At 38.2% G+C, this 25,465-nt stretch carries 15 protein-coding genes and 2 pseudogenes; 5 read left to right on the forward strand and 12 right to left on the reverse strand.

Annotation, left to right across the window (positions count from 1 at the left end; all coding sequences use genetic code 11):
* The first annotated feature begins 59 nt into the window (after positions 1–59).
* The 3 genes and pseudogenes from LKM37_08060 (at position 60) to LKM37_08070 (ending at position 2,981) form a co-directional block, all read left to right on the forward strand.
* Positions 60–734: pseudogene (locus LKM37_08060) on the forward strand (HAD family hydrolase).
* 21 nt (positions 735–755) lie between these two features.
* The gene (locus LKM37_08065; GenBank protein MCI1720938.1) at positions 756–1,454 is read left to right on the forward strand and encodes a lactate utilization protein; all 699 of its coding nucleotides are present in this window, start codon (positions 756–758) and stop codon (positions 1,452–1,454) included.
* 105 nt (positions 1,455–1,559) lie between these two features.
* Positions 1,560–2,981 (forward strand): C69 family dipeptidase, encoded by a 1,422-nt coding sequence (locus LKM37_08070; GenBank protein MCI1720939.1) that lies wholly within the window; start codon positions 1,560–1,562, stop codon positions 2,979–2,981.
* A gap of 134 nt (positions 2,982–3,115) precedes the next feature.
* On the opposite strand, the gene LKM37_08075 is transcribed toward LKM37_08070, so the two are convergent.
* The 6 genes and pseudogenes from LKM37_08075 to LKM37_08100 all read right to left on the reverse strand — a co-directional run bounded on the left by LKM37_08075 (position 3,116) and on the right by LKM37_08100 (position 9,019).
* The gene (locus LKM37_08075) at positions 3,116–3,772 is read right to left on the reverse strand and encodes a hypothetical protein (protein MCI1720940.1); all 657 of its coding nucleotides are present in this window, start codon (positions 3,770–3,772) and stop codon (positions 3,116–3,118) included.
* Positions 3,759–4,247, reverse strand: coding sequence for a sigma-70 family RNA polymerase sigma factor (locus LKM37_08080; GenBank protein ID MCI1720941.1), 489 nt, complete (start codon positions 4,245–4,247; stop codon positions 3,759–3,761). Before LKM37_08080 ends, LKM37_08075 begins: the two co-directional genes overlap by 14 nt.
* 217 nt (positions 4,248–4,464) lie before the next feature.
* The gene (locus LKM37_08085; GenBank protein MCI1720942.1) at positions 4,465–5,382 is read right to left on the reverse strand and encodes an alpha/beta hydrolase; all 918 of its coding nucleotides are present in this window, start codon (positions 5,380–5,382) and stop codon (positions 4,465–4,467) included.
* Between the two features lie 267 nt (positions 5,383–5,649).
* Positions 5,650–6,603, reverse strand: a complete 954-nt coding sequence (locus LKM37_08090) for a hydroxymethylpyrimidine/phosphomethylpyrimidine kinase (protein MCI1720943.1) — start codon at positions 6,601–6,603, stop codon at positions 5,650–5,652.
* Between the two features lie 148 nt (positions 6,604–6,751).
* Positions 6,752–7,466: pseudogene (locus LKM37_08095) on the reverse strand (response regulator transcription factor).
* Positions 7,467–7,468: 2 nt separating this feature from the next.
* Positions 7,469–9,019, reverse strand: a complete 1,551-nt coding sequence (locus LKM37_08100; protein ID MCI1720944.1) for a HAMP domain-containing histidine kinase — start codon at positions 9,017–9,019, stop codon at positions 7,469–7,471.
* A gap of 189 nt (positions 9,020–9,208) precedes the next feature.
* Here LKM37_08100 and LKM37_08105 point away from each other — a divergent pair, with 189 nt between their 5' ends.
* Positions 9,209–10,114, forward strand: coding sequence for a GLPGLI family protein (locus tag LKM37_08105; GenBank protein MCI1720945.1), 906 nt, complete (start codon positions 9,209–9,211; stop codon positions 10,112–10,114).
* 153 nt (positions 10,115–10,267) lie between these two features.
* Entirely contained in the window at positions 10,268–13,126 is a 2,859-nt protein-coding gene (locus tag LKM37_08110) for a hypothetical protein (GenBank protein MCI1720946.1), read from the forward strand.
* Here LKM37_08110 and LKM37_08115 read toward each other — a convergent pair.
* Genes LKM37_08115 through LKM37_08140 form a run of 6 tightly spaced genes read right to left on the reverse strand, consistent with a single transcriptional unit; the run spans position 13,123 to position 25,449 of the window.
* Positions 13,123–15,276: an ATP-binding protein gene (locus LKM37_08115; GenBank protein MCI1720947.1), complete on the reverse strand. Its 2,154-nt coding sequence runs from the start codon at positions 15,274–15,276 to the stop codon at positions 13,123–13,125. The genes LKM37_08110 and LKM37_08115 overlap by 4 nt on opposite strands.
* A gap of 45 nt (positions 15,277–15,321) precedes the next feature.
* On the reverse strand, positions 15,322–17,439 hold the full coding sequence (locus LKM37_08120; GenBank protein ID MCI1720948.1) for an ATP-binding protein: 2,118 nt from the start codon (positions 17,437–17,439) through the stop codon (positions 15,322–15,324).
* A 34-nt stretch (positions 17,440–17,473) separates the two neighbouring features.
* Positions 17,474–19,534 (reverse strand): ATP-binding protein, encoded by a 2,061-nt coding sequence (locus tag LKM37_08125; GenBank protein ID MCI1720949.1) that lies wholly within the window; start codon positions 19,532–19,534, stop codon positions 17,474–17,476.
* Between the two features lie 15 nt (positions 19,535–19,549).
* Positions 19,550–21,601: a HAMP domain-containing histidine kinase gene (locus LKM37_08130; protein ID MCI1720950.1), complete on the reverse strand. Its 2,052-nt coding sequence runs from the start codon at positions 21,599–21,601 to the stop codon at positions 19,550–19,552.
* Positions 21,602–21,613: 12 nt separating this feature from the next.
* Positions 21,614–23,284, reverse strand: a complete 1,671-nt coding sequence (locus LKM37_08135; protein MCI1720951.1) for a hypothetical protein — start codon at positions 23,282–23,284, stop codon at positions 21,614–21,616.
* Positions 23,284–25,449: a HAMP domain-containing histidine kinase gene (locus LKM37_08140; protein MCI1720952.1), complete on the reverse strand. Its 2,166-nt coding sequence runs from the start codon at positions 25,447–25,449 to the stop codon at positions 23,284–23,286. Before LKM37_08140 ends, LKM37_08135 begins: the two co-directional genes overlap by 1 nt.
* Positions 25,450–25,465 lie beyond the last annotated feature (16 nt).

Genomic DNA, 25,465 nt, shown 5'->3' on the forward strand with positions numbered 1-25,465 from the left:
TCCATGTTTAAAGTAACAACACAAAAAATATTAATTCATAAGTGGAGCATAAAACTTTAATGCAAAAAATAAAAATTATCATACTGGATTTTGACGGAACCATCGGTGACACAGTAAAAGTCATTATAAACACTATGCAGGCTACAATCAGAGAGTTACACTTGCCCGCCCGTACAGATGAGCAGTGCAAAAAAATGATTGGACTCACTTTGATGGATACTCCGGCTGCGCTCTTCCCGGAACTTCATAAAATGCCAAGTGAAGATTCTAATGAATTTTGTAAGCGTAAAGAACAATTAAGTACGTCATTTACAGAAACATATCGCCGCATATTTTCCCAATTCAACACACCGGGAGCTGTAACTTTATTTCCAAAGGTTCTCCCTACTCTCAAAGAATTAAAAGAGCAAGGCATTATCCTCACGATAGCTAGCAGCAGAGGGAACGGCTCTCTTACTAAGTACGTAGAAGATTTGGGCATGAGCGATTTAATAAGCTATACTATTGGTGCTGACAATGTTAAGAACGCAAAGCCGGACCCGGAGCCGGTGCTGAAAACGCTGGAAAAATTCAATTGCAAACCATCGGAAGCGCTGGTTGTAGGGGACACAAAATATGACATCATGATGGGTGTAAATGCAGGCGCTCATACCTGCGGCGTCACATACGGAAACGGCACGCGCCAAGAGATTTTGGATGCCGGAGCAGAGCGCGTTGTGGATGATTTTGGAGAAATTATGATTGGACGTTATACCATGAATATAGAAAAAACAATACATAATCTGCAGCTGCACGGCTTTGAAGTTGAACTAGTTAGTACGGCTGCTGAAGCTCACTACAGAGTCATAAATCAGCTTGAAAAGTTACAGCCGCAAATTGTTGCGGCGGGAGATTCAATGACTTTGCTTGCACTTAATGTGCTTGGTGAAGTCAAGGAACGCAGCCCAAAATTTTTGCAGACTTTCAGCTGCAAGGTAGATGCGCAGTTTGCGGGAACAACTGCACAAAGCTCAGCTACATCAGTGCCTGCCGCAGACTCTGCAACTGCAGAAATATCTCGCACCCAGCTAGTTGAAAACCGTCGCGAGGCACTACTTTCTGACCTTTTTATAACAGGGGTTAACGGCATAAGTGAAGATGGAAGTTTGCACTGGATTGATATGACCGGTAACAGATGTGCCGCGGTAACCTTTGGGCCTAAGCATGTTATACTGGTTGCCGGTACAAATAAAATCTCCCCAACCCCTGAGGCGGCAATAGAGCGCATCAGACAAATAGCTGCGCCACAGAATGTTAAACGCCATCCAAAGTTTAAAACACCATGCGCCGTAACCGGCAAATGCCAAGATTGCAACGCTCCAGATAGAATCTGCAATATATTCCTAAGCATTCCACGCTGCTTTCCCAAAGGAAGAATACATTTGATTCTGATTGATAAAGTGTTAGGACTCTAACACACGCTAATTTTGATTCTACTTAAAAGGTTGTAGAGAAATAATTATTACCTTGTGAAATAAGATTAGATATAAGATTAATTATAAGATTAAAAGATAACTGAAATGAATAAAAAACTTCTATCGGAATGTACAACGATTATCGCCGGCGATAAAATGACAGCTGACGGATCATTTATTTTGTCGCGCTCCAGCGACTTTGACGCCATGATGGCGATTAATTTTGAGATTCATGAAGACACTAATTTTGGGCCTGAGGAATTTGTAGCTAAAGACAGCAAGTTCCGTTGCCCGCTTCCAAAAGAGGCGTTGGGTTATTCCGCCCTGCCGGATTATCAATTTCCTGGAGAATGGGGAAGTGCCGGTTTTAACACTCTTGGCGTAGGAATGAGTTCTACGGAAACCATATTCAGCAGCCAAAAGGCGCTTAATGTTGATCCTTATGTAACTGACGGATTAGCAGAGAATTGCACGTACAATATAGTATTGCCTTATATTCACTCTGCGCGTGAGGGAGTAGAGCGTCTTGGCATGCTCATAGAAAAATACGGTTCTGCAGAGGGGTTTGGAATAGGCTTCATAGACAAGAAAGAAATATGGTATTTGGAGAATGCGGGCGGACACCGTTATTTGGCTTGTAAGATGCCTCGCGACAGATATTTTGTGACGGGAAATCAAAGCCGTTACAGGGACTATGATCCTAAGGACAAAGAGAATTTCATTGCTTCCAAGGATCTTATAGAGTTTGCAAAAAAGAACAAGCTGTGGAATCCTGCCAATGGAAAATTTGATTTTCATGAAGCTTATACTCGCGATGAGAAACTTGATACAACGTACAACTATCCGCGTGTTTGGGGGTTGCAGAAAATGTTTTCTCCATCAATCAAAAATGATGTTACAAAAAACACTTTCCCCATATATACAATTGCAGAAAAGCCGATGACAATCAGCGATTTCCGCAAAGCATTCAGATATCACTATGATAACACAGAGCATGACCCATATCTTCATTCCAACGGAAAAGAACCATATCGTCCGGTAGGAATATTCCGTACAACGCAGACACATTTGCTGCAAGTACGTCCTAACCTTCCTAAAGAAATCGGATGTGTCTCTTACGTAGCAATGGGAATGTCTGACCTTGGAGTATTTTTACCTCTTTATCAAGGAGTTAAATCATATCCTGCCACATACAAAATGGGCAACTCACACTCAGATAACCAATCAGCATATTGGAAATTCCGCAAGGTTATGACACTTGGCATGGTCAACTATAACGCTTACGCCCCTATCATCAAAGAGGCCTACGCAAAGTTGGAAGCCGAGAATGACCAAAGACAAAAAGAGATGGAGAAAGAATACCTTAAACTCTATAAGAATGAGCCAATCAAAGCAAACGAAATGCTTCAACAATTCTCTGATAGCATCCTTAACAAAGCCGAGAGCGTAGCGGAAAGTTTAATAGAAGAAATCTTCACACGTCTAACATTGGACATCCAAAAAGAATACATGTTCCACGGAGCATAACAGCGTTGGTTTACAGCAAGTTACGATTACAGAAGGTTAGATTACAGCATGTTGCGACTGCAACATATTGTTATTACAAAAGACAGGCTATCATTTTTGATGGCCTGTTTTTTATAATTGTAGTGGCATTAACACTACTGTAACCCCTTCAACTCTGCAATAATCTCATCTACATACCTGCGCTGTTTTGCGTTATTTGTAAATCCAATAGCAGCTCCAATTATTGCACCAACAGTACCGCCTATGGCAAGGCCAATGTAATACCACTTGTCCATTGTTCCTGTTCCAGTAGAAAATGTGGCTGTTCCATTAGTTGCAAGAATCAGATATACATTCAAGTAGAACAAAAGCATGAAAACAGAAATGGCGCAAATACCAATCTTAAGTTTTCTAGAAAAAGCCAACTTGGCTTTTATCATTTGGTTAAGACACTTTACCAAATCATCATCAATGTACTTTGCCGCATTGTACTTTACTCTATTGATAATCACCTGGCTCACGCTCCATATAAGCATAACCATTGTATACGCAATGAACCACCAGTACATGCCAATGTTGCTAAATGCATACCCGCACAGAGGAATCGCACAAATACCTAAAATTGCAAACCTTAGATTACTTTTTTGAATATAATCATTCTTATACTTCACAGATTTTAGAATCAGCTTTTCATTCACAACATTCTGGTGATCAAGCTTTTCCTTAAGCATTACCATCTGCTGTTTCATCTGCTCCAAGCTCTCAAAATCATTATTCGCAACCATATTTCCGTTAAAATTATTCGTTTCCATTGTTCATGTTTTTTAATTGTTCTTTAATACGTACAAGTTTTACTGAAACATTTTTAACGGACATTCCCATAATAGCAGCAATATCATCATAGCTCATATTATCCAGCCAGAGCAGAACAATCGCCCTATCTAACGGACCAAGTTTAGAAATTCGGTTGTATAATATTCTGATTTGCTTTGAATTACTATCTGTATCCTCATATAAATTGATGTTCATATCAAGAGGAACCGTACTAAGCCGGTGCCGCTTTTTTCTGTCGTGAGTAATACAGGTATTGAGGCTGACTTTCCATATCCAGGTCCCGACAGAACTTTCTCCGCGGAATTTTTCATAGCCGCGCCAAAGGTTTATAAGCACCTCCTGGAACATATCATCCACTTCTGTGGAATCCTTTGAGAACATGAAACATACAGTGTATATGGTGCTCTTGTTCTCTTTGACAGTTTGCGCAAATTGTCTCTCTAAACTATTCATAAGTTTTACATCAAGTTGTTAAAGCTTGCATTAAAAAATGCTAAAACTTACATTAAAAGTTGCAAGCATGCATTAAAAAATGCTCATCAAAAATGTTTACACTCCGTTAGACGCATGAGCTGCCACAAAACTACAAAAGAAAAAAAATATCGCCATAACTTATAAAGTAACTGCGTTATAATTTGTAACATTATTATTCTGAGCGACAATATAATAGCTATAAATTTTGCTCCAAAAATACAGCAGTTCTTGTTAGAAATTCATCAAATGCAATCAACATAGGATCATCTCCTCCGCCATGCGCTGCATTTTTTACAATCATCAATTCATGGTGAGTTTTTGGCGGTAGAAGACTAAGGACTTTTTGACTCATCCAAACCGGTGTACGAGTATCATTTTCACCAACAATCAAAAATATAGGTTTATTAAATTTTGATGCAATGCAGACAGGCATTTGAGATACAGGAAAATCTTTGGGAATCAACAACTGATCTAAGTTTTTTCCCTTCTTTTTCATCACAAGCGGAATGCAATCCTTAAAATCTGTCGGTAGCGAGCGACCTATAAAAGCACTAACTTTCTTACTGTTATAGGCTGTAATCATAGATAGATATGATCCTGTAGACCAGCCCATAACTACGATAGCGTTTTTCTTTACATCTTTCTGTCTATACACTTCTTCAACAACAGCACGGTAATCCTCAAGCATTTCCGTATAACACATGTAATTATGATTCATGGGGAAGCTGGAACTCTCCCCAAATCCACGCCAATCAAAAGCCACAACATTGAACCCCATAGAAGTCCATCCAAGAGCTAAATGCAAAGGAAAGTAAGACATATTGCCAGCATCGCCATCACAAATTATTATGGTTGGACGCTTTGATTCTCTCATAACTTTATTTAACGTTATGCCTGCACCATCTGAAGTATTTTCATGTTCCGTAGTATCTTTATACTGAGCAGGGAAAAACCATGTTTTAATTTTGTAATTATCCTTTGTAACAACATTCAAATCCCTATATACGAGCCCTAATTGTTCTGGCCTTCTAATATATACAGTATCAGGTATTATAGCATAACAACTTGTAAAGCTCAATAATTCAGCAGCAATAATTAAGATAATTTGTTTCATGACATTTTATAGCGTTATAATTCTTTTCTCAGCAAAAATTATACCTCAAAAAATTATTTATTTACATTTGCCACACGATAAATGTATCACAGTATGAAAACTCTACGCATAACACAGAAGGATTATCTCAAAGCCAACCGGCGGGCAAGCCGGCAGGAAGAGATAGATGTGCACGGCAAACTAGTGAGAATTAGCGCAGTGCACAAGTCAAAGAAAAAGTATGACAGAAAGCATGAAAAGGCAGAGTTCAAAAAGGCTCTGCCTTTTTTATTTCATAGAACTGTACTTTTCAAACTCCCGTTCGTAGCGGGCAACATCACGGAAGAACGGCTGAGTGCCGCCAAAACCGGAACCAAAATCATAGTTGGCGCCGGCGGCAATTGCCTTCTGAATGAATTTTTCCGAATATGCGACAGCATCTGCCAGTTTGAAGCCACGAGCCAAGTAAGTAGCTATCGCTGAGGCCAATGTATCACCTGTACCGTTGCGGTTATTTGTCTTAATATATTTCTTTGAGAAGATGCGCATGCGGTCTGTCGCCGGGTCATAAAAATAATCTTTAAGCACTCCGCCTTCACAAGCAGAGCCGGCGGCAGCTCCATAAGCAACACTGCCACTTGCATTTGCTGCAGATCTGGAAATGCCAGCAACAGAACTGCCAGAACAGCCGGCAGAGTCTGCTTCCCCTATTGACTTAACAATCACCGCATTGCCATTAATACACAAAGCACGCAAATCAGCCTTCATATTGCGCGGATTCATAGGGCGTCCAAGCAATACTTCTGCCTCACGACGGTTTGGCGTTATAATAGTAGCGTGCGCAAATAGCTCATTTTTATAGCATTCAATGGCATCATCCTTAAGAAGTCGCGCCCCTGCGGTAGAGACCATTACCGGATCAACAACACAAGGCACAGAACTAAAGTCATTAAGTATCTGAGCCACAGCATGTATTACATCACGGGAATAAAGCATTCCGGTCTTTATGCAATCAGCCCCGACATCTCCCAAAAATGAACGGCACTGGCCCTCAACCATTTCCACTGGTATGCTTATAATACCCTTAACCTCCCTGGTATCCTCATTCACAATACAAGTAAGGGCGCCTGCGGCATATCCTCCGCAAGCCGTAACTGACTTAATATCAGCTTGAATACCGGCACTACCAAGCGGCTCGCTGCCGGCAATAAGAAAAACTTTATGATGTTCTATATGATTCATTATTTTGCAATTTGTTGTTACGTTGTGATTTTTTCAATACCTTGTAGTTTGTTGTTACGTTGTGATTCTTTCAATACTTTGTAATTCATTTGTTACAAAGTTAATGAAAATTCAATGACGCACTATTTGCGCAATAACACGGCTATGATTACAAAACAAATAATTTGTACCCTACTCCTCTAATATTTGAGAGAGTGATGGAACTATCTGATTCTAAATGCTTGCGGAGCTTTGTGATGTAAACTTGCAAACTGCGGGAGTTAAAGAAACTGTCATCTCCCCATAGATTCATAAGAATATCTTTACTGGTCACCACATTTCCCATCTTAGCGCACAACATTGCAAGTACCTGACTTTCACGGGTTGATAACTGTACCATGTAAGAGTCTGATGCTGATGCAGAAGGAACTACTATCTGTCGTGAGCTTTAAAGTCATACGTTCAACATTAAATGTAAACTTGCCAATCTTAAACTCTTTTACGATTGTTCCGCCTGAACGGGCAATCAAAGATTTGATTCTTATAATTAACTCGCTCATTGCAAAAGGTTTGCGCAGATAATCATTGCCGCCGGTTTCAAACCCCTCCACAACGTCTTCTGCAGTTGTACGGGCTGACAGGAACAGGACCGGCAGTGCAGGATGCGTTTTGCGCAGCTCTTTTACAAAAGTGAGCCCATCCATCTGCGGCATCATAATATCCGTAACAACCACATCAGGAAGAAAAGCCATGTCTTTAAGCGCTTCAACCCCGTTATGCGCAATCTTCACATCAAACCCTTTCTCTCCAAGAGTATCTGCAATTATCTCAGCAAGAGTATATTCGTCTTCAACAAGCAATATTTTAATTTTATTTTCAGACATATTTACAGCGGCAATAAAATTACAAATGATGTCCCCTTCCCCACCTTGCTGGTCACAGAAATAGTCCCGCCGTGCGCTTCAACCACCATCTTAACATAATAAAGCCCTAGCCCAAATCCCTTGGCAGTGTACAAGTTACCATTAGTCACCCTATAATATTTCTCAAAGATATGAGGCAGAGCCGCAGCAGGAATTCCCATCCCGTTGTCAGTAAATTTTATTATTATTTTTTCCTCCCGACAGGCTGCGATTTTAATTTCTATTGTTTTTGCAGAACCACATCCACTGAGAGGCGAATTTGCATCATTGCTTGAATATTTAATAGAATTATCTATCAGATTATCAAAAACATGCTCAAGATGGAACCTGTCGGCGACAAGCAACAAATTATCCGGCTCAACAGATACATCCAGCTGCACGTTCTCACTTCTATATGGCTCAACCACATCCTGCAAAAAATCGTATAAATCTATCTTCTCTTTAGTAAGATGCAAGCCACCTACTTCATCACGTGATGCAGAGAGGATTCTCTCTACCATCCCAGAAAGTGACTTGAGCTGTTCACGTATAATCTCCAGATATTTAGCACGTTTCTTCTCATCATCAGCAGCCCCGAAGTTTTCCAAAGCGTCATTTGCGGCATACGCTACAGAGATTGGAGTCTTGAGTTCATGAGTAATATTGTGAGTAAAATCAATCCTCATCTTCTCTAATGTTTTCTGTCTGAAAATTGTACGCAACAGATAAACAAAAATGAAAGCCACAAGGAGAAGAATTAGCAGCGTTGTCAAAATTATCCACCGCAACTCTTTAAATAACACTCTGTTAGGATTATCAATTCTGACGCGGAAATAGAGACCATGTCCATTATATACGCTGATTGAATAAGCCCGCGGATTATGCAAAACCACAGAACTATCTGATTTATTATCGATTATAGTAGAATCATGACTGATTGAAATCTCCTGCACAGCACCACTTTTCCTCTTACTAATTTGTTTAAGGTTGTGAGAATCAATGTTTTTCTTAACAATGTCCACCTTGCTAGGCAAAGATATATTATTGGCAAGCAAATGTATCTGAAGCAGAGAATCATACCTGTGCAAATTATACACAAGTTTGTTGCCTCCATAGGAGACAAATGTGGTTTTAAAAGTTTGTTTAGTAGAATGACGGGCAGAATCTTTTTTGGTACCTATTTTAGTGTCTATATAAATCTTGGTTAAATCCACAGAGTCATTAACACTTGATTTCTTGACTGTTATTGCCTGTATTGAACTTGGTTTCAAGCTTCTAGGGATTTCAGAAGACTCAATAACAGTTTTATTCTCTATGGTAGCAAGAGATTTTTTGTTGGCAGATGCAAATGTCGTAACCTCCTCATATGCAGCGCGGTTCATTGCAGATATAACGGCTTTGTCAAATTCTGCATTTCGCTCGCGATAGATGCTAATAAGGCTCCAAGTCTGCAGCGCAGCCAACAGCAACAGGCAGGATATTACCCACCAAATCACCCTCTTGTAAGATTTTTTATTTATGCCAGCACTTTTCATAATTTACTTTCAGCCAGTCAATAAAGCCCGTTAATTAAACAGGGCTTGTATTGCACTGCAAATGTAGGAATTAAGGGTGCACAAAATTCTCTTTTAACACTATTTAACACTTCTTAAGCATCCATTAACACACGCGTATTTGATTATAACCCACTTTTGCAACGTTGATAAACCAAATAAAAATCTATCATGGGAAAAATATCTAAAGCATTTTCAATCGCCATTATTGCAGTTGCAACCTTAGAATGCAGCACAATAAACGCCCAAACCGTAATTACATTCAATAAAAACGGAGTTTCTACCTCAACCAAAGGAGCTTCAAAGAAAGACATCAAAACAATTGACACTACCACATTTGAAGTCACATACAAAATGTTCTGGTTTAAAAACCCAGATGATCCGTTGAAAAAGAAGTTTCATGATAAGGAAAATTTTGAAGATTTATTGCTGCTTCAGGTTGGCAAAAATATTTCCAAATGCTTCTCATACAAGACGTTCCAAAAAGACTCCCTTATAGAAGTAACTCCAGCTGACCAGATTATGGCAAACTTGGAGAAGTTCAATGGCGGTGTAACTTTTAACATCTATCATAATTATCCCGACGGCAAACTCACATATACAGACAATATTTTGATGGACTCATTTTTATACACAGAACCTGAACCGGAAATAGATTGGATGCTGCAGCCGGAAACAAAGGAAGTAATCGGTTATAGCTGTAACCGTGCAACATGCACATTCAGAGGTAGAAACTATGAAGCATGGTACACAAATGAGATTCCGTCCTCATCGGGTCCATGGAAGTTCCGCGGTCTCCCTGGCCTGATTCTCTCTGTAAAAGATGATTCCAGAATCATCAGTTATGAAGCCACAGGACTTAGAAAATGCTCGCACCCAATAACTTATAAAGACGCTAAATACATCAGCACAAATAGAGAAAAGTTCAATCAGCAGGAGATAAAGTATCAAAAGGCTCCAATAGACTACATGTCAACTAACTCCAATATCAAAATGACCATTACTAATCCGGATGGTTCTCCTTCTGATATGAGCCAGTTCAGGAATTTGCAGTACAATCAACTTGAACTGAAGTAATTGCATTGCATTTACAAGTACTCTTGTAATTCCAATAAAAGCACACTTATAATTCCATTTACAAGTTCATTTACAGGTTTCGCTCTGGCTTACTCGTACGAAACGCACTCGCTCAACTTCTGTAAATGAACTTGTAAAATAATCATGACATAGATGAAGTACATAGGCTTAAACATATTTTTAGTAGTGTTGTTTTTGTTGATAACAACCGGAAAAGCGGCTGCGCAAATATACAGCGGACATGTAGCAGATAAGGCTGATGGACAGCCGCTTTCAGGTGTTATTGTTACGGCATTGGATGGCAGAGGTAAAATTATCAAATACACTACAACTAACAAAGCAGGAGATTTTGCAATGAGCATCCAGAATCCCGTGAAACTGGAATTTTCCATGATGAGCTACAAAAAAGTCTCTGTAATGGCATCTGCCGGCAAGCTCATTATTCTGATGAACATGGAGTCCACTAACCTAAAAGAAGTCTATGTAAAGGCCCCTAAACTTACATTAAGGGGAGATACACTTGCCTACAATGTAGCAAGTTACGCAGAGGCGCAGGACAAGAATATTGGGGATGTAATAAAGAAAATGCCGGGCATTGAGATTAAAAAGGACGGAGAAATTTACTACAACGGAGAACCCATAAATAAATTTTACATAGACGGAAATGACATGGTAAGTGACCGATATGGTCTGGCTACCAACAATATAAAACCGGAAGATGTGCAAAAGGTTGAAGTACTGGAGCATCATCAGCCAATAAAGTCGCTTAAAAACAAGGTATTCAGCGATAAAGCAGCAATCAATTTAAAATTAAAAGAATCGGCCAAAGCCAGATGGGCCGGGAATCAGTCGGGAGCAGGAGGATATGCAAACAGCTCATATACTGAAGCCAGCAAAGCTGATAAAGTAGATAATAGATCTATACTATATAATGGGAACGCCTTCCTAATGAGGATGGGGAAAAAAAATCAGACAATGATTTCTGCAAAAACAGATAACACAGGCAAAGATTTTTCATCTGATTTAGAGAGCTTTACAATAGAAGATTATGAGGCAGCAGACTCAAAGGATTACAAAGCAGAAACATGGTTCTCTGCAGGAACAACCGCTGCACCGCTGGACAGCAGAAGAACAAGATTCAACCGCTCTGCTCTAATGTCATTTGACAATTCAAAAAAGCTTAGTGATGATTACACATTCAATGTTCATCTGGATTATTATTATGACCGTCTAACATCTTTATATACAGGCAATACAAAGTACTACCTAAAAGACAGCTCAATAAATGACAATACTTTTGAAGCAGCAAAAGCGTACACCCATAAGGCAGACATCAAGATGCATTTGAAAGCAAATACTGATAAGTTTTATATGTATGAAGGCCTTAAGGCAGGACTTGCTTGGCAAGATGCAAAAACTTACACAGCAGGTACTTATCCCAACAGGCAAAATGCATGGACGCCGCTGAATAGTTTCCAAAACAATTTAAAGTACATTAAAAATGCTGATAACAGCAAGACATTCACAATAGCTTCCGTAATTAAATACATAACTCAGAATCAGAATCTTCAAGTGAACAGAGATACATCAGCAATTGCGTCTGCTACAGCATTATCAGCAGCAATCAGCACAACAACATCAACATCAACATCAACATCGTCATCATCATCATCATCAGCGGTAGCAGCAGACAGCCTGCTTCAGCATCAGACAATCAACACAAAAGCTTTATACACAAACAATAACATAGCTTTTAGCGGAAACGTTGGAGCTTTTGTGTATGACTTTTCTTGCGGTGCAGAAGCGCTTTGGAAATCCTTAAAGACAAATCTGCAAGGGGTAAAAGACACATCTCTAATAATGGTTAATAACTTGACCACAGGATATTTAGGCTGTTATGTAAAGCCGTCGCTGACATATAAGACATCGTCAATTAGAATAGAGTTTCAGATTCCGACAGGTTATTATTACTCTTTTATCCGCCAGGCAGATAAAAAGTTAGAGCGAGAAAACGCAAAATGGAGAAATTTAGAGGATAAAAATTCAGGCATGATAACCTACAAGCCAGAAATATATTTTACATGGTACCTTACAGGAAAATTCATGCTCTCCGCATCCGCCTCAATTGGGAAAGATGCGACAGATGTGGACAATATATATACAGGCGGCATTATGTCCGGCTACAGAAATATATCGTGCGGTATAAATGATTTTGCTCAATCTAAGTCTAAAAGCATTTCTGTTTCCGTTAATTACAAAGACCCGCTAAATGGACTTTTCTTTAACGCAGGAGCAGCCAGGACATGGAACAAAAATCCATATTTATCTTCTCAGCAATTTGATAATGAATATATTATAAGTTCATACTATAAAGAGAGCCACAACACAACAGCAGACTTTTTATATGGCGGGATAACTAAAAATATTGATGCTCTTGGAGGTCCAATTAAATTAGACGCAAGTTATACTCGCTTCAATTATAATTTAATGCAAAGCATTGCTGCTTCATCATCAGGAGTTCAGGGTATCTCAACAGCCGCAAACAAAATCAAATATATTAGCAGCACACTCTCCATTAGCCCGCACTTAACATTCCATTTTTCAAGCTGGCTTAATACAGAATATACGCTTAATTATCAACACTCTACATTAAAATTTGCAGACCGGAAAACCACTTCTCACAACAGCTATAGCCAAAAACTGGATTTGAATTTTGTTGTGGGAAAACATGTAACATTCCAACTTGTAACTGAACATTATCATACGGAACTGGGTGGAGCAAATTCAACAATAAATTCATCAGAAAAAGGCAAGCGGACAAAAGACATGCTTTTGCAAGATTTTATGCTTCAGTGGAAAGTCAATAAATCATTGAGCATCAATTTGTACGCATATAACTTGTTCAACAAGAAAGAATACGCATACACCGTATTCAGCGGCTCCACATCTGTAAGCAGTTCATACAGAATACGTCCGCGCAATGTAATGGCCGGGTTCTTATGGAGCTTTTAAATCTGCTTTAAAGGAAGAGCAAATAAGAATCTAGAACCGCCATGATATGAAGTATCCAAATAGACTTCACCACCAAGCGCATGAGCAATCAGACGGCAAATGTGAAGTCCCAAACCAGTCCCCTGTTCAAATGTATCAAGCTTCTCAAAGCGCTCAAAAATAGCATCAGATTTATCTTGAGGCACTCCTACTCCGGTATCAGTTACAGAGAACAATATCAAGCCTTTATCTGCTCCCTTAAGCACAGAATTAATTGATACTTCCTGCGTCTTTGCCTTACGATTAACTTTTCTCTCAGATGGCAATTTATAACCTTCGCACCCTCCGATAAGCATCTCATAATCCAAAATTATTGAACCTTGTTTTGTAAACTTTGCAGCGTTTGTCAGGAAATTATCAAGCAAACGGACTATTTTTTGTTTATCAGTTTGAATAACAATGTCATCATTATGAGGCAAGAAAGACATAACTGTACAAGAATTTGCGTATTGAGGATGCTTCCTTGCAGAAGAAATGCAATAATCGCAAAGCCAATTAAGAGAACATTCTGAATTAGTGATTTGTATATCTCCTGACTCCATCATGGCGATATCCATAACATCATTAATTTTTGTTAAAAGAATCTCTGTATTCTCTTTAATAAGTTTGGAGAATTGCGTTTTTTCAGCCTTTTCCAAATCAGAATTTTCATCCGCCAGCATATCGGAAAAACCCACAATTGCATTTAAAGGAGTTCTTATCTCATGACTCATATTTTGAAGAAATACACTCTTCAGTTTATTGGCGCTCTCCGCCTTATTTTTTAAAATGCGGGTTTTTGCCAGAACCTTTATAGCGACAATAAGCAAAATCGTAAGTATAACAAGAAAAGCAATTGCTACTATAATTACCATCCTGCTGAACCTCAAATCAGAACGGGCATTATCAATTTTAAGTTTGTTAACGTCATATAGAACCTGCAGCTCTTTAGTTTTTTCCTTAACACTCTCGCTTCTCTCCGCTTTTACAGCATCAAGATACTCAAGGGTATACTTTAACAAATCCGGATCATTAGGAATAGAGCGCCCTGCCAGAACTCTGTCTCTCAAACATTCTTGCCACATCCATTTTTCAGATTTGCTTTTACTATTTAGAGCTGCATCCAAATATGGAATAGCTTTTTCATATTGTTTTGTAGCCATATAATATCTTATATATGAGATAGAATATGGAGCATCAAAATCTTCTGCAATTTTTGGATTACCATCTGCCAATGCTTTTATTTTTACAAACAATGCCTCAATCTCAGCTTTGGATAGAACCGTTGTATCCATAAGCATCCTTCTATAGCTGACGTAGTAATATGAATCCAATTTTCTAAACTTCCTCCCCTCTTTTTTATATTTATTCTCCAATTTAGAACCTATTTCAATCAATTTTAAATCAGCATTATAAGACTTTTCCAACATTCCTTTGCGGGAATAAAAATTTGCAGCAAGTACATAATAGACGCCCGGCAGAACTTCTCGTCCGTCAGAAGGGAGCTTGTTTATTAATTTCCCCAAGTCACCAATATAATCAGCATACAGACTATCAGTTGTGACATAAGAGAGCGCAGCGCAAAGGTTAAAAAGCATCCCGACAGATTCATATATTTTCCCCTTTTTATTAGAGGATATAAAATCAGCATCATCAATATTTATTTTCTTAGCACTCTCAATCAAATTGCATAGCATTTCAGATTTTTCCCTATCACTTTTATAATCAAAGGTCTTAATAGTGTAAACATACTTAAGATATGTAACAACCTCCTTTTGTGCATTGCTGGAAGGAAGTTTCTCGGCATGTACAATATAGCGGGCTATTGTATCTGATTTATCTATATTCATCAGATTCCTAATTGCTTCCAATTCCGTTATCTCATCTTTTCTTTCAGATGAAATGTTCCACAACAAACGGTTATATTTTATGTAATGAGCAGTATCTGAAGTTATATCCATAAGGTTGTGGAGCAATCTAACTTTACTTGAATACGACGGCTGCTTGGAAAGCTCCGCCACAAGACTGTCTGATGTTTTAGAAAGCGAACCAGCTGTCACACACGGAAATAAGATGACAAGCGATACAGTTGCAAGTACGGATATGAATATTTTCTTAAAGGAATATCTCATATTAAATGATTTGCTTTATCCAATGCATTACAATTTATGCAACATTTATTTTATAGGATGGGCAAACAAAAATCTTGCACCTCCGTGGTATGAAGTATCCAGTTTAACTTCTGCATGTAACCCTTTGGCAATCAACGCACAAATATGAAGTCCTATTCCGCTGCCCGCAACAAATTTATCCAGCCGTGCAAATCTGCGGAAAATCATTTGCGCCTCCTCCGCAGGAACATCACGCCCGGTATCTGTAACTGAAAATAAAATAACTCCCTTATCCTCTAATCCCCTATCTTCCTCATTCTTTGTATCTTGGATTAAAGCATAATCGCCGACAAACTTGTCCGGCTCAATTTGATAGTCTACTGTTATGCTCCCTTCCTTTGTAAATTTGCATGCATTTGTCAGGAAATTCACAAGAACCTGAATAGTTCTTCTTCTATCGGTGACAAACATATAATTCTCTGCATGAGGCTTATACAAAATCTCAACACCTTTATTTGCGTAACCTTGAGTACTTGCAACAGCAAACTGGCAAATCTCATTTATACTATATGACTTTAACTCAAATTTCATGTTGCCGGATTCCATTTCTGAAATATCAAGAATGTCATTTACCATCCCAAGCAGAATAGCTGTGTTCTTGTCTATCAATGACATATACTCCTTTCTTTCATCAGAAGAGAGCACATCCCCATCCTCCGCCAGCAATCTTGAGAAACCTGTAATACCATTCAACGGAGTACGAATTTCATGATTCATATTCTGGATAAAGACTGTTTTCATGTTGTTGGCATGCTCCGCCTTTTCTTTCTCTATATTCAATTTTTTTAGCGTCTCCGATAGTTTTTGGGAGAGTCTCTGGCTGTTTTTCAGCAGATGGAATGTAATTGCCAGCAAAAGAATGACTATCAGCAGCGCCGCCAAAGAGAAATAAGGGAATTTAATAGTATCTTTTTGCTTGTCACTCTCAACATCATACAAGAATCTAAGAGACCTGGCAGTATTCTCAAAATAGACATTTGTTGAATCATGAGTGGTATAAAAATACTTCATGGCAGCAGGAAGCATATTCTTATCATGCAGAGAATCACCTGCTATTATTCTGTAATTCAAGCACTCTTGTCTAATCCAATTAAGAGAATCCGCAGGACTGTTTACAGCTACATCAAGTATCGGCAACGCCTTGTCATACTGTTTAGTAAAAAAATAATATCTAATTTTCGAGATAGGCGCGGGACTGGAGAAATCATAATAAACTTCTGCATTCCTGGAGGCAATAACCTTGATAGAAGAGTATATTTTATCTATTTGAGCTCTCGACAGGACATTAGAAAGGGTGAGCATTCTGCAGAGAGTGACGTATCTCATAGGGTCTCTTGTAAAATAAATTCTGCCTTCTTTTTTCTTCATATTTTCAAAGTCTGAGCAGAATTTAATCAATTGAACATCAGATGCCAGCGCTTCATTCTCCATATTGCTTCCAAAATAAAATTTAGAAGACATGGAACAATAAATCTTCCTTAGCAAATAGCTTGGACGATTCTTAAACTTTCCCAGCAAATCTCTTGTAGCATATATATAATGGGAATAAAGTTCAGAGGCAGAGGTATATGAGAGCAAATAAGACAGAATCAGCAAGTTGCCCGTTTTTTCATAAAGCGTTGGGAATTTGTTATTCTGAATTTTGTCTCTAAACGCTTTTACCTTTATGGAAAAATCAGCGGTATTCAATCCGTGAGATATGGATGAAACCATATCATAATACCTTAAATATTGCACAAGCTCTCTCTGCTTATCAGATACTGGAAGATGCTTTGCCATATCCAAAAATCTTGGCATCTCTTTTTCAAATTCATTTGCAAGATTTGCCAGAGCAACATATTGGTTATCAACATCTTTATTTTCGGATGCAAGATTTAAAATCTGTAATGATGTATTCCTCCTCTCCTCATTGGAATCAGACAAATCCAATATATTAAGGAGAATATTTATTTTTTGTTTATAGGGCAGGTTATCATTGTATATGCGCACAAGACTATCTCTTGTATTGCTTCTAAATGCCGGAAACTGAATATTTTCCTGTGCATTTAGATTCACATGACCAGCAAATATGCAAAACAGAAACTGCAATACTGCTGCAACCGCAAACAGATGATATCTTTTCATAATAGGTTGCTTTCTGCACTCAAAGGTAGAAAGTTTAATTATTAATTATCGGGTGAATGAACAAAAATCTTGCACCACCTCGGTAAGAAGTATCTAATTTAGCTTCCGCATGCAATCCTTTGGCAATCAAAGCACAAATGTGCAAGCCAAGGCCGCTCCCCTGTTTAAATCTGTCCAACTTTGTAAAGCGTCTAAATATAGCATCTGCCTTATCAGCCGGAATATCTCTCCCCGTATCCGTCACAGAAAAAGTCACAAAGCCCTGCTGCTCAAGACTATATTCAACCGTTATACTTCCCTTTACAGTAAATTTACATGCGTTTGTCAAATAGTTAATCAGAACCTGCGCCAATCTGTTTCTGTCGGTGACAAGGATAAAATCCTCAGGATGAGGGTTAAATATCATCTGGACCCCTTCGGCGGCTCTATTTTTAACGCTGGAAACCACAAAACTGCAAATGTCGTTTAGACTATTTGGCATAAGGTTATATTTAACCTCCCCTGCCTCCATTTCCGCCACATCTACGACATCACTAACCATGGAAAGCATCAAATCAGAATTCTTGGTAACAAGCTGCATATATTCATTTTTCTCCTCTTTGGATAGCGTATCTCCCTCTTCCACAATCAGTCTGGAAAATCCGTTAATTGCGTTCAACGGTGTCCTTATCTCATGGTTCATGTTCTGCAAGAACACTGTCTTCATCTTATTGGCATTAACTGCTCTCTGCTTTGCCAGATTAAGATTGCGCATTGCTTTAGATAACCTGACAGATAATTTTCTTGACCGCCTCAAAAAGTAAAGAGCAATTATTAGAAGAACAATAACAACAAAAAGCGCTGCAAATGAGATATATAGAATCTTCATTGTGGCCGCCTGCTTAAGATTGTTAAAATCATATACCACCTGAAGCTCTTTAGATTTCTCAGCAATGTTCTCCTGCTGCATCTCTTCCAGACACGCAACATACTGAATAGCATAATCTTGCATATTTTTATCCCCGACAGCTTCTCCTGCAACCAGCCTGTATTTTAATGCCTCTCTTAAAAAACCCTTATCTGCAATTTTCTTTTTAAGAGCGCTGTCCAAAATTGGAATAAGAATATCATACTGCTTAGTAGAAAAATAGTAGCGGGACCTCGCTATAGGAGTGTTATAAAAATCATCATTGACATCATCCTGTTTTGCAGCTAAAACCTTTATTTTCTGGAAAATAGCATCAATTTGCCCTCTGGAAAGGACATTAGAATAAGTTAACATTCTTCTATAACTGACATACCTGAAGCGGTCCATGTTCTTATAAATTCTCCCCACAGATTTGTAGTATGCTTCCATGTTATCTTCCAGCTTAAGAAGGTTTAAATCAGCAGCAAGCGCCTCTTTATTTTGCTTTTGCTTAAAATAGTAAAGTGCTGCAACAGAATAATATGTATTTGAAATTAAACTAACTCCGGAATATCGCGGCAGCTTATCTATCATTTTTCCAAGGTCCTTCAAATATCTCCCGTATAAATCACCCTTTGAATAATATGAAAGGTTATAGCAAAGAATTAGCAAATCGCCGCATTTTTGATAGATATCCCCTCCTCTGCCCTCTTCATATACTTTGATTAAATTGCTTATATGCGCGGCTTTTACCTTTTCATTTGTATAGTCATTAACCTTTGCGTTCTCCCTGTACCTTATAAATTGTTTTACATCTTTTTGTTCGTCTGATGCAGGAACTTTTTCTATAAGTTCCAGACAATCAAACTTTGTAGGATCCTCCAGCTGCTCAATGTCTTTGATAGATTCTATCTGAATATGATAGTCATTATTCTCTTTGGAAAGCCTGTACATGTCTTTTGCAATGATACCTCTAAGTGAATCATTATCAGCTAAATCATATATATCAAGCGCAATTTTTATTTTCTGCTTGTAAGGCATTTTGCCGGCACGGTTATAGACACGCAGCAAGCTGTCTCTTATTGCCTCCCTATCAATTCTGACATGCGCAGCACTCTGTGCACCAATAGAAACCGGGGTGATTGACAACAGAAACAATAAGAATGAGGTGACAATAAATACTTTAGGGGCGACATTCAAAAACTTCATAAACAAACTTTAAAATTAAACCATCGGGATTCTAAAAATAAATCTGGACCCGCTCTTATAATTTTTGTCAACTGATGCTGTGCCATGCAATCCCCTGGCAATCAGTTTGCATATATGGAGTCCAAGACCGGTGCCTTGAGAAAACTTATTTAATTTCTCAAAACGATTGAACACTTCATCCATCTTGTCTTCCGGAATACCAATGCCGGTATCTGTTACAGAGAAAGTTATATAACCTGAGACGTGGTCTGTTTTATAATCCAATACAATAGAGCCTGACTTTGTAAACTTGCAAGCATTAGTAAGATAATTAATCAGCACCTGTTCAACTCTCTGGAAATCAGACACTATAGAGACATCTTGGGTGTGGGATTTAAAAATCATCTGAACTCCGCTCTGGCAATTTTTCTTAACAGAATCAACAGCCATGCTGCAGACAGAGTTCACGGAAAATGAAGCAAATTTATACTTCATCTCTCCGCTTTCCATGCTTGCAATATCCAGAACATCACCAACTAATGTAAGAAGCAAATCTCCGTTTTTATTTATCATATCAACATATTGACTTGAGTCTTTTGCAGACAATGTTCCTTGATTTTCAGAAAGAAGCTGAGAAAAACCGATTATAGCATTCAGCGGGGTCCTTATCTCATGGCTCATATTCTGCAAGAACATGGTTTTCATCTTATTAGCGCTGTTAGCAGCATCTTTTGCAACCACCAGTTCTTTCTCATCTTTCTTGGCGCGCAAAAGAAGGCGGACTGTCAAAATCAATAAAACCACAACTAATAGCAAAAAGCCGCTAGTGATTAGCAGCGTGCGTCTTATAGATTTTTGCTCAATGGCATTTGAATCATAAACCAATTGAAGTTCCTTAGTCTTTGCTTCAAAATTTATTTCTTTATCCTGCTCAAGCTGATCTATATATTTTTCCAGATATGGCTGCAAATCCTTATCTTTTAATGCTCTGCCGGCAATAATTTTATCTTTAAGGGCCTCCTTTTGAAACCATCTATATGAAGCTGCGCTATCTTTTAATGCAGTATTTAAATATGGCGTTGCTCTTTTGTAATCTTTTATTGCCATATAATATCTAATCTGAGCTGGAGAATCATCAGAGAACATATCTTCATATAATTCAGCATTGCCATCCGTTAACGCCTTCATCTTTGCATACGCCTCATCTATCTGAGCTCTGTTAAGTACGTCAGGCATCTGAAACATCCTTCTATAGCATACATACCTAAATGCGTCCATGTTCCTATATATTCTCCCTTGAACCGCATGTTTTTTATCCAGCTCATCTAATATCTTCAGCAACTCATTATTAGCAGCATACGCCTCTTTCTGCATATCTTGCTTTAAGTAATAAGTAACAGCCATTACGTAGTATAAATTTGACAAAAGCGTGCGAGAATTAGAAGGCAATTGCTTAACAAGAGCATTTAATTTTGATAGATAATCCGCATACACTTTGCCTTTAGAGGAATTTCCCATGAAAGCGCAAAGCACAAATAAATCTCCAACCCTTTCATAGATATCGGCATGTTCACTGCTTTTTTGCTTCTCAATAGAAGCATGCAGCATTTGCGAAATTTTTTTACTGTTGTATATGGTCATGCTTTGGCTAACCAGGTAAAAACGAGTAAATTGCAATGCTTCTTTTGTATAATTATTCTTAGGAAGTTTTAAAAGAGTATTATAATAATCAATTGTATTAAAGCGCATATCGCTGGCAACATTTCCGACAGCTTCATTAACCAGAGGATAGTCTTTATGTTTTACTGCATCCCAGAACAGCTTATCGGCATAACATTCGCTGATAGAATCAGTTGTTGCAAGGTCCATCAAATCCAAAAGAACATGGACCTTATTTTTATATGAAAGCTTATTATGCTTCAAAACGTTTTGAAGACTATCGCTGATTTCTATCCTTCTAGAGTCAGATATTCGCGTAGGAGCCTTAGCTGCTTGTTTCTGAGCATAAATAGCAGACGGCAACAGCAATGTAGATAGCACAAAAATCACTAATCCTCTATACATATTCTTATAAAAATTTGCTGCCATTATATATGAGTTTTACTTGATTTCATTTGCGTTTTTTCTAGCAGACTCCAACACATCACCAACAATTTTCAGTAGTAAGCGGCCATTATTTACAATTTCGTCCACATATCTTGCCGCCTCTTTTTCATCCATGGTACCTCTCTCCGCAATAAGCAGCTGAGAGAATTTTACAATAGAATCCAAAGGTTTCCTGATATCCTGCTTCATGTTCTTTAAGAACCTTGTTTTAAGATTATTAGCACTTTCTGCCTGTTCCTTTGCATCTCTTATTTTATCCATTGCTTCAGATAGAATCCTCTTCTCCTCTTCTAGCTGAACGCTGGATTTCTTAAGCGAAACCTCCATCTTTCTGGATGAGTTCAAAAGTTTTAGCATAATAAAGAAGAGCGCAAGAAGGAAGAAAAATACTGCGGAAGCAATTGTTAAATTCCTATATGTAGATTTCTGTTTAAATGAATTTAAATCATACATGGTTTGCAGCTCTTTCGTTTTGCCTTCTATGTCAGATGAGAGCTCCACCTCCAGCCTGCCTATGTACATAAACAAGTACTTATCCATATTATTGTCTTTTATAGCATTACCAGCTATTATCCTGTTTTTCAGACAGTCAGAAAGCATCCACTTTAAAGAATCAGCATTTGAATCCAGCGCCGCATCCAAAAAAGGAATTGCCTTTGCATAATCTTTAACAGCCATGTAATAATTTATTTTTGCAGGAGAAGAAGCTGAACTAAAATCATAATATATCTCTTTATTTTTATCGGCAAGCTCTTTCATCTTGGAGTAATCCAGTTCAATTTGATTCTTGGAAAGGATTCGGCTCATTGATAATTCCCTCCTGTAATGGATGTACCTGTAAGTATCAAATGAAATATATTTTCTCCCCTGAGCTTTATATTCTCTCTCCAAGCCGTCATAATATGAGAGCATTGCGTTATTTACGGCATACGCATCCTCCAACATATCCTGGTCTATATAGAATGAAATCGCCATGCTGTAATACGTACCTGGCAAAACAGCTCTTCCGTCATCAGGAAGTTTTTCTATCAATTTTCCGAGCGTCTTTAAATAATCTGCATACAACTTGCCCGCAGAAGATTTAGACAAGAACTTACAAAGAATCAGCAAATCCCCTGTTCTGCTATAAATGTCAGATTTCTTCCTTTCTGAATATTCTTTTATCAAAACATGGAGAATCTTGGCCGCAGCCTTGTCATCATACCTGTTAATTCCTTGAACTGCAATGCCATATCTCAAATACTGGAATGTCTCCTTCTGATTATTTGACGGAGCAAGTTTCCTGCAATAATCAAAATACGGAACCATTGCAGACTGCTCTTGATAATTATTCTCCAGGTACCTCATTGCAGCAAGCTGAAGAGGTATATCATTCTTGCTCTTAGCAAGATTGAACATCTCTTTTGCAGCGCTGAATCTTGCAGGGTCTGAAACTGATAAATCATAAATATCCAAAATCAGCTTAACTCTCTCTGAATAAGACAACTTGCCGCTTCTATACTTTGCAATAAGACTATCTCTAGTACTCTTATTACCAATTGAATTACCTAAAAGTCCTTCATCTGCAATTTTTTGAGGCGGTTTGATACAGTAGGCCTGCGTTGCTGAAAGAAGCATCAGCACCGCGGCGCAAGCCATAACAATATGTCTTTTAAAATTACTCATTATCGGGTTTTATCATCATCTATAGAAGATTCTTTTATTGGTATCTCAAACAAGAATCTTGACCCGCCTCTATAATTCTTATCAATAAACGCTTTGCCTTTCAGCTTATTAGCAATCAGCCGGCAAATATTAAGTCCCAGGCCGGTTCCCTGTGAAAAAGTATTTAACTTCTCAAAACGGTTAAAAATTAGGTCCATTTTGTCCTCGGGAATTCCAATGCCTGTATCAGTTACAGAGAACGTAATCTTATCATTATCAGTAAAATAATCCAGAACTATAGAACCTTTCTCCGTGAACTTGCAGGCATTAGTTAAATAATTAAGAATCACCTGCTGAACCCTCTGGATATCAGCAAACATTTTAACGTCATTCTCATGTTTGCAGAAAGATATACTTACCCCTGGTCTTACATTTTTCTCTACGCTCTTAATAGATGCGGTACATATTTCATTAGCAGAAAAATCTGTCGGGATAAACTTCATTTCCCCTGTCTCTATAGTGGAAATATCTAGCACATCGCTGATAATGGTAATAAGAAGGTTGCTGTTTTTGGATATTAAATCTACGTAAGCAGCTGCATCAGAAGGACTCATCTCTTTTCCGGAAGAGGCAAGCAACTGAGAAAAACCTATTATAGAATTAAGCGGAGTCCTTACCTCATGGCTCATATTCTGCAAGAACATGGTTTTTAGATTATTGGCCTTGTTGGCTAAGTCTTCCGCCTTCATTAAATCAACCATGGTGGAGGAAATTATCTTCTTCTCTTCCTGCAATTTTTGCTGGGCCGATTTAAGAGAAGATTTCATTCTTCTGGAACGCATTAGCAATCTGAATACCACAGCAATAGCAAGAACCAGAATAACAACTGACATAATTATCAGGAACAGCAATCTGTTATTAGCCCTTTCTCTCATGTGACTCAAATCATACAGGACTTCAAGTTCCGCCTCCTTCTCTGTAATTCCAGCCTCTTTGCTCTTTTTAAGATAATTTGCATACCTCACAAGAGATTCATGCAAGTTAGTTGTATCATTCAGAGCAACACCCGCCTTCACTCTCATTTTCAAGGTCTCAGGCATTCTCCACTGTAAAGAATCAGCATTAGATTTAATTGCAGCATCCAAATACGGAATTGCTTTTTTATACTCTTTCTTTCCGTAATAATATCTTGCAAGTCCAATGGAGTTGCTGGCATACAGGTCATTATAGAGAACTGGATCTGCGGCGGCCAGCTCTTTTAATGTTTTAAAAACCATGTCTAATTGTTTTCCCGACAGTACCCTGCTGTATGTAAGCAATCGCCTGTAGCATAGGTAACGGTACTGATTCATAGTTAGATAGGCTCTACCTTGACTTTTATAAGAAGCCTCTAAAATGTTGTAAATCTTCAATAGTTGCATATCTGCAGCCAAAGCCTCTTTTTGCATATCATGGCTGGCGTAGAAAGTTGCGCTCTGAGTGTAATAAAAAAGAGAAAGAATATTTCCTCCGTTAGGAGGCAGCGCCTTTATCGCCTTATCAGCATAAGCTATATACTTAGAATAAAGTTCACCTCTGGTAGAGAGAGAAATAAGTTTGCAAAGGACAAGCAAGTCTCCAACCCTTTCATAATCGTTGGAATATACATTTTGAGAATACTTCTTTATAAGCTCCTTTATAAGCTTAGTTCTTGAATTGTCAGTTGCCGCTTCCTTGCTGTTAATCAGTATCCTATAACGGAACAATTCAGATATTTCCCTGGAACGGTTATTCTTTGGGAGCCTTAATGCAACGTTAAGATACCTTTGAAGTTCTGGCTGTTCGTCAGTACAAAGAATTACAAGAGCATCTATCTGGCCATTCAAATCATGTTGCTTAGAGGCCATATTGTATAACTTATCGGCGTAGGCAAACATTGAAGAATCATCAACAGACAAATCGCAGATATTTAAAAGCAAATTGACTTTCCGCTTATATGCAGCTGATGAATTATCTTTTGCAATTGTGGATGAATTAAGAATTTTTACAAGAGAATCTTTAAGTCTTATCCTTTGATTTACAGGTAGTGAGACTGAATAGCGAGCATGCCTGTTATGATAATTTTGCCCCGTGCAAACGGATGAAATAATTGTTACAGATACCGCAGCAACAATTATCAAGAAATATTTGCACGTCTTTAGTTTCATTAATTTTTGTCTCTTT

The sequence above is a fragment of the Bacteroidales bacterium genome (assembly GCA_022647615.1).
GTDB lineage: Bacteria > Bacteroidota > Bacteroidia > Bacteroidales > UBA932 > Egerieousia.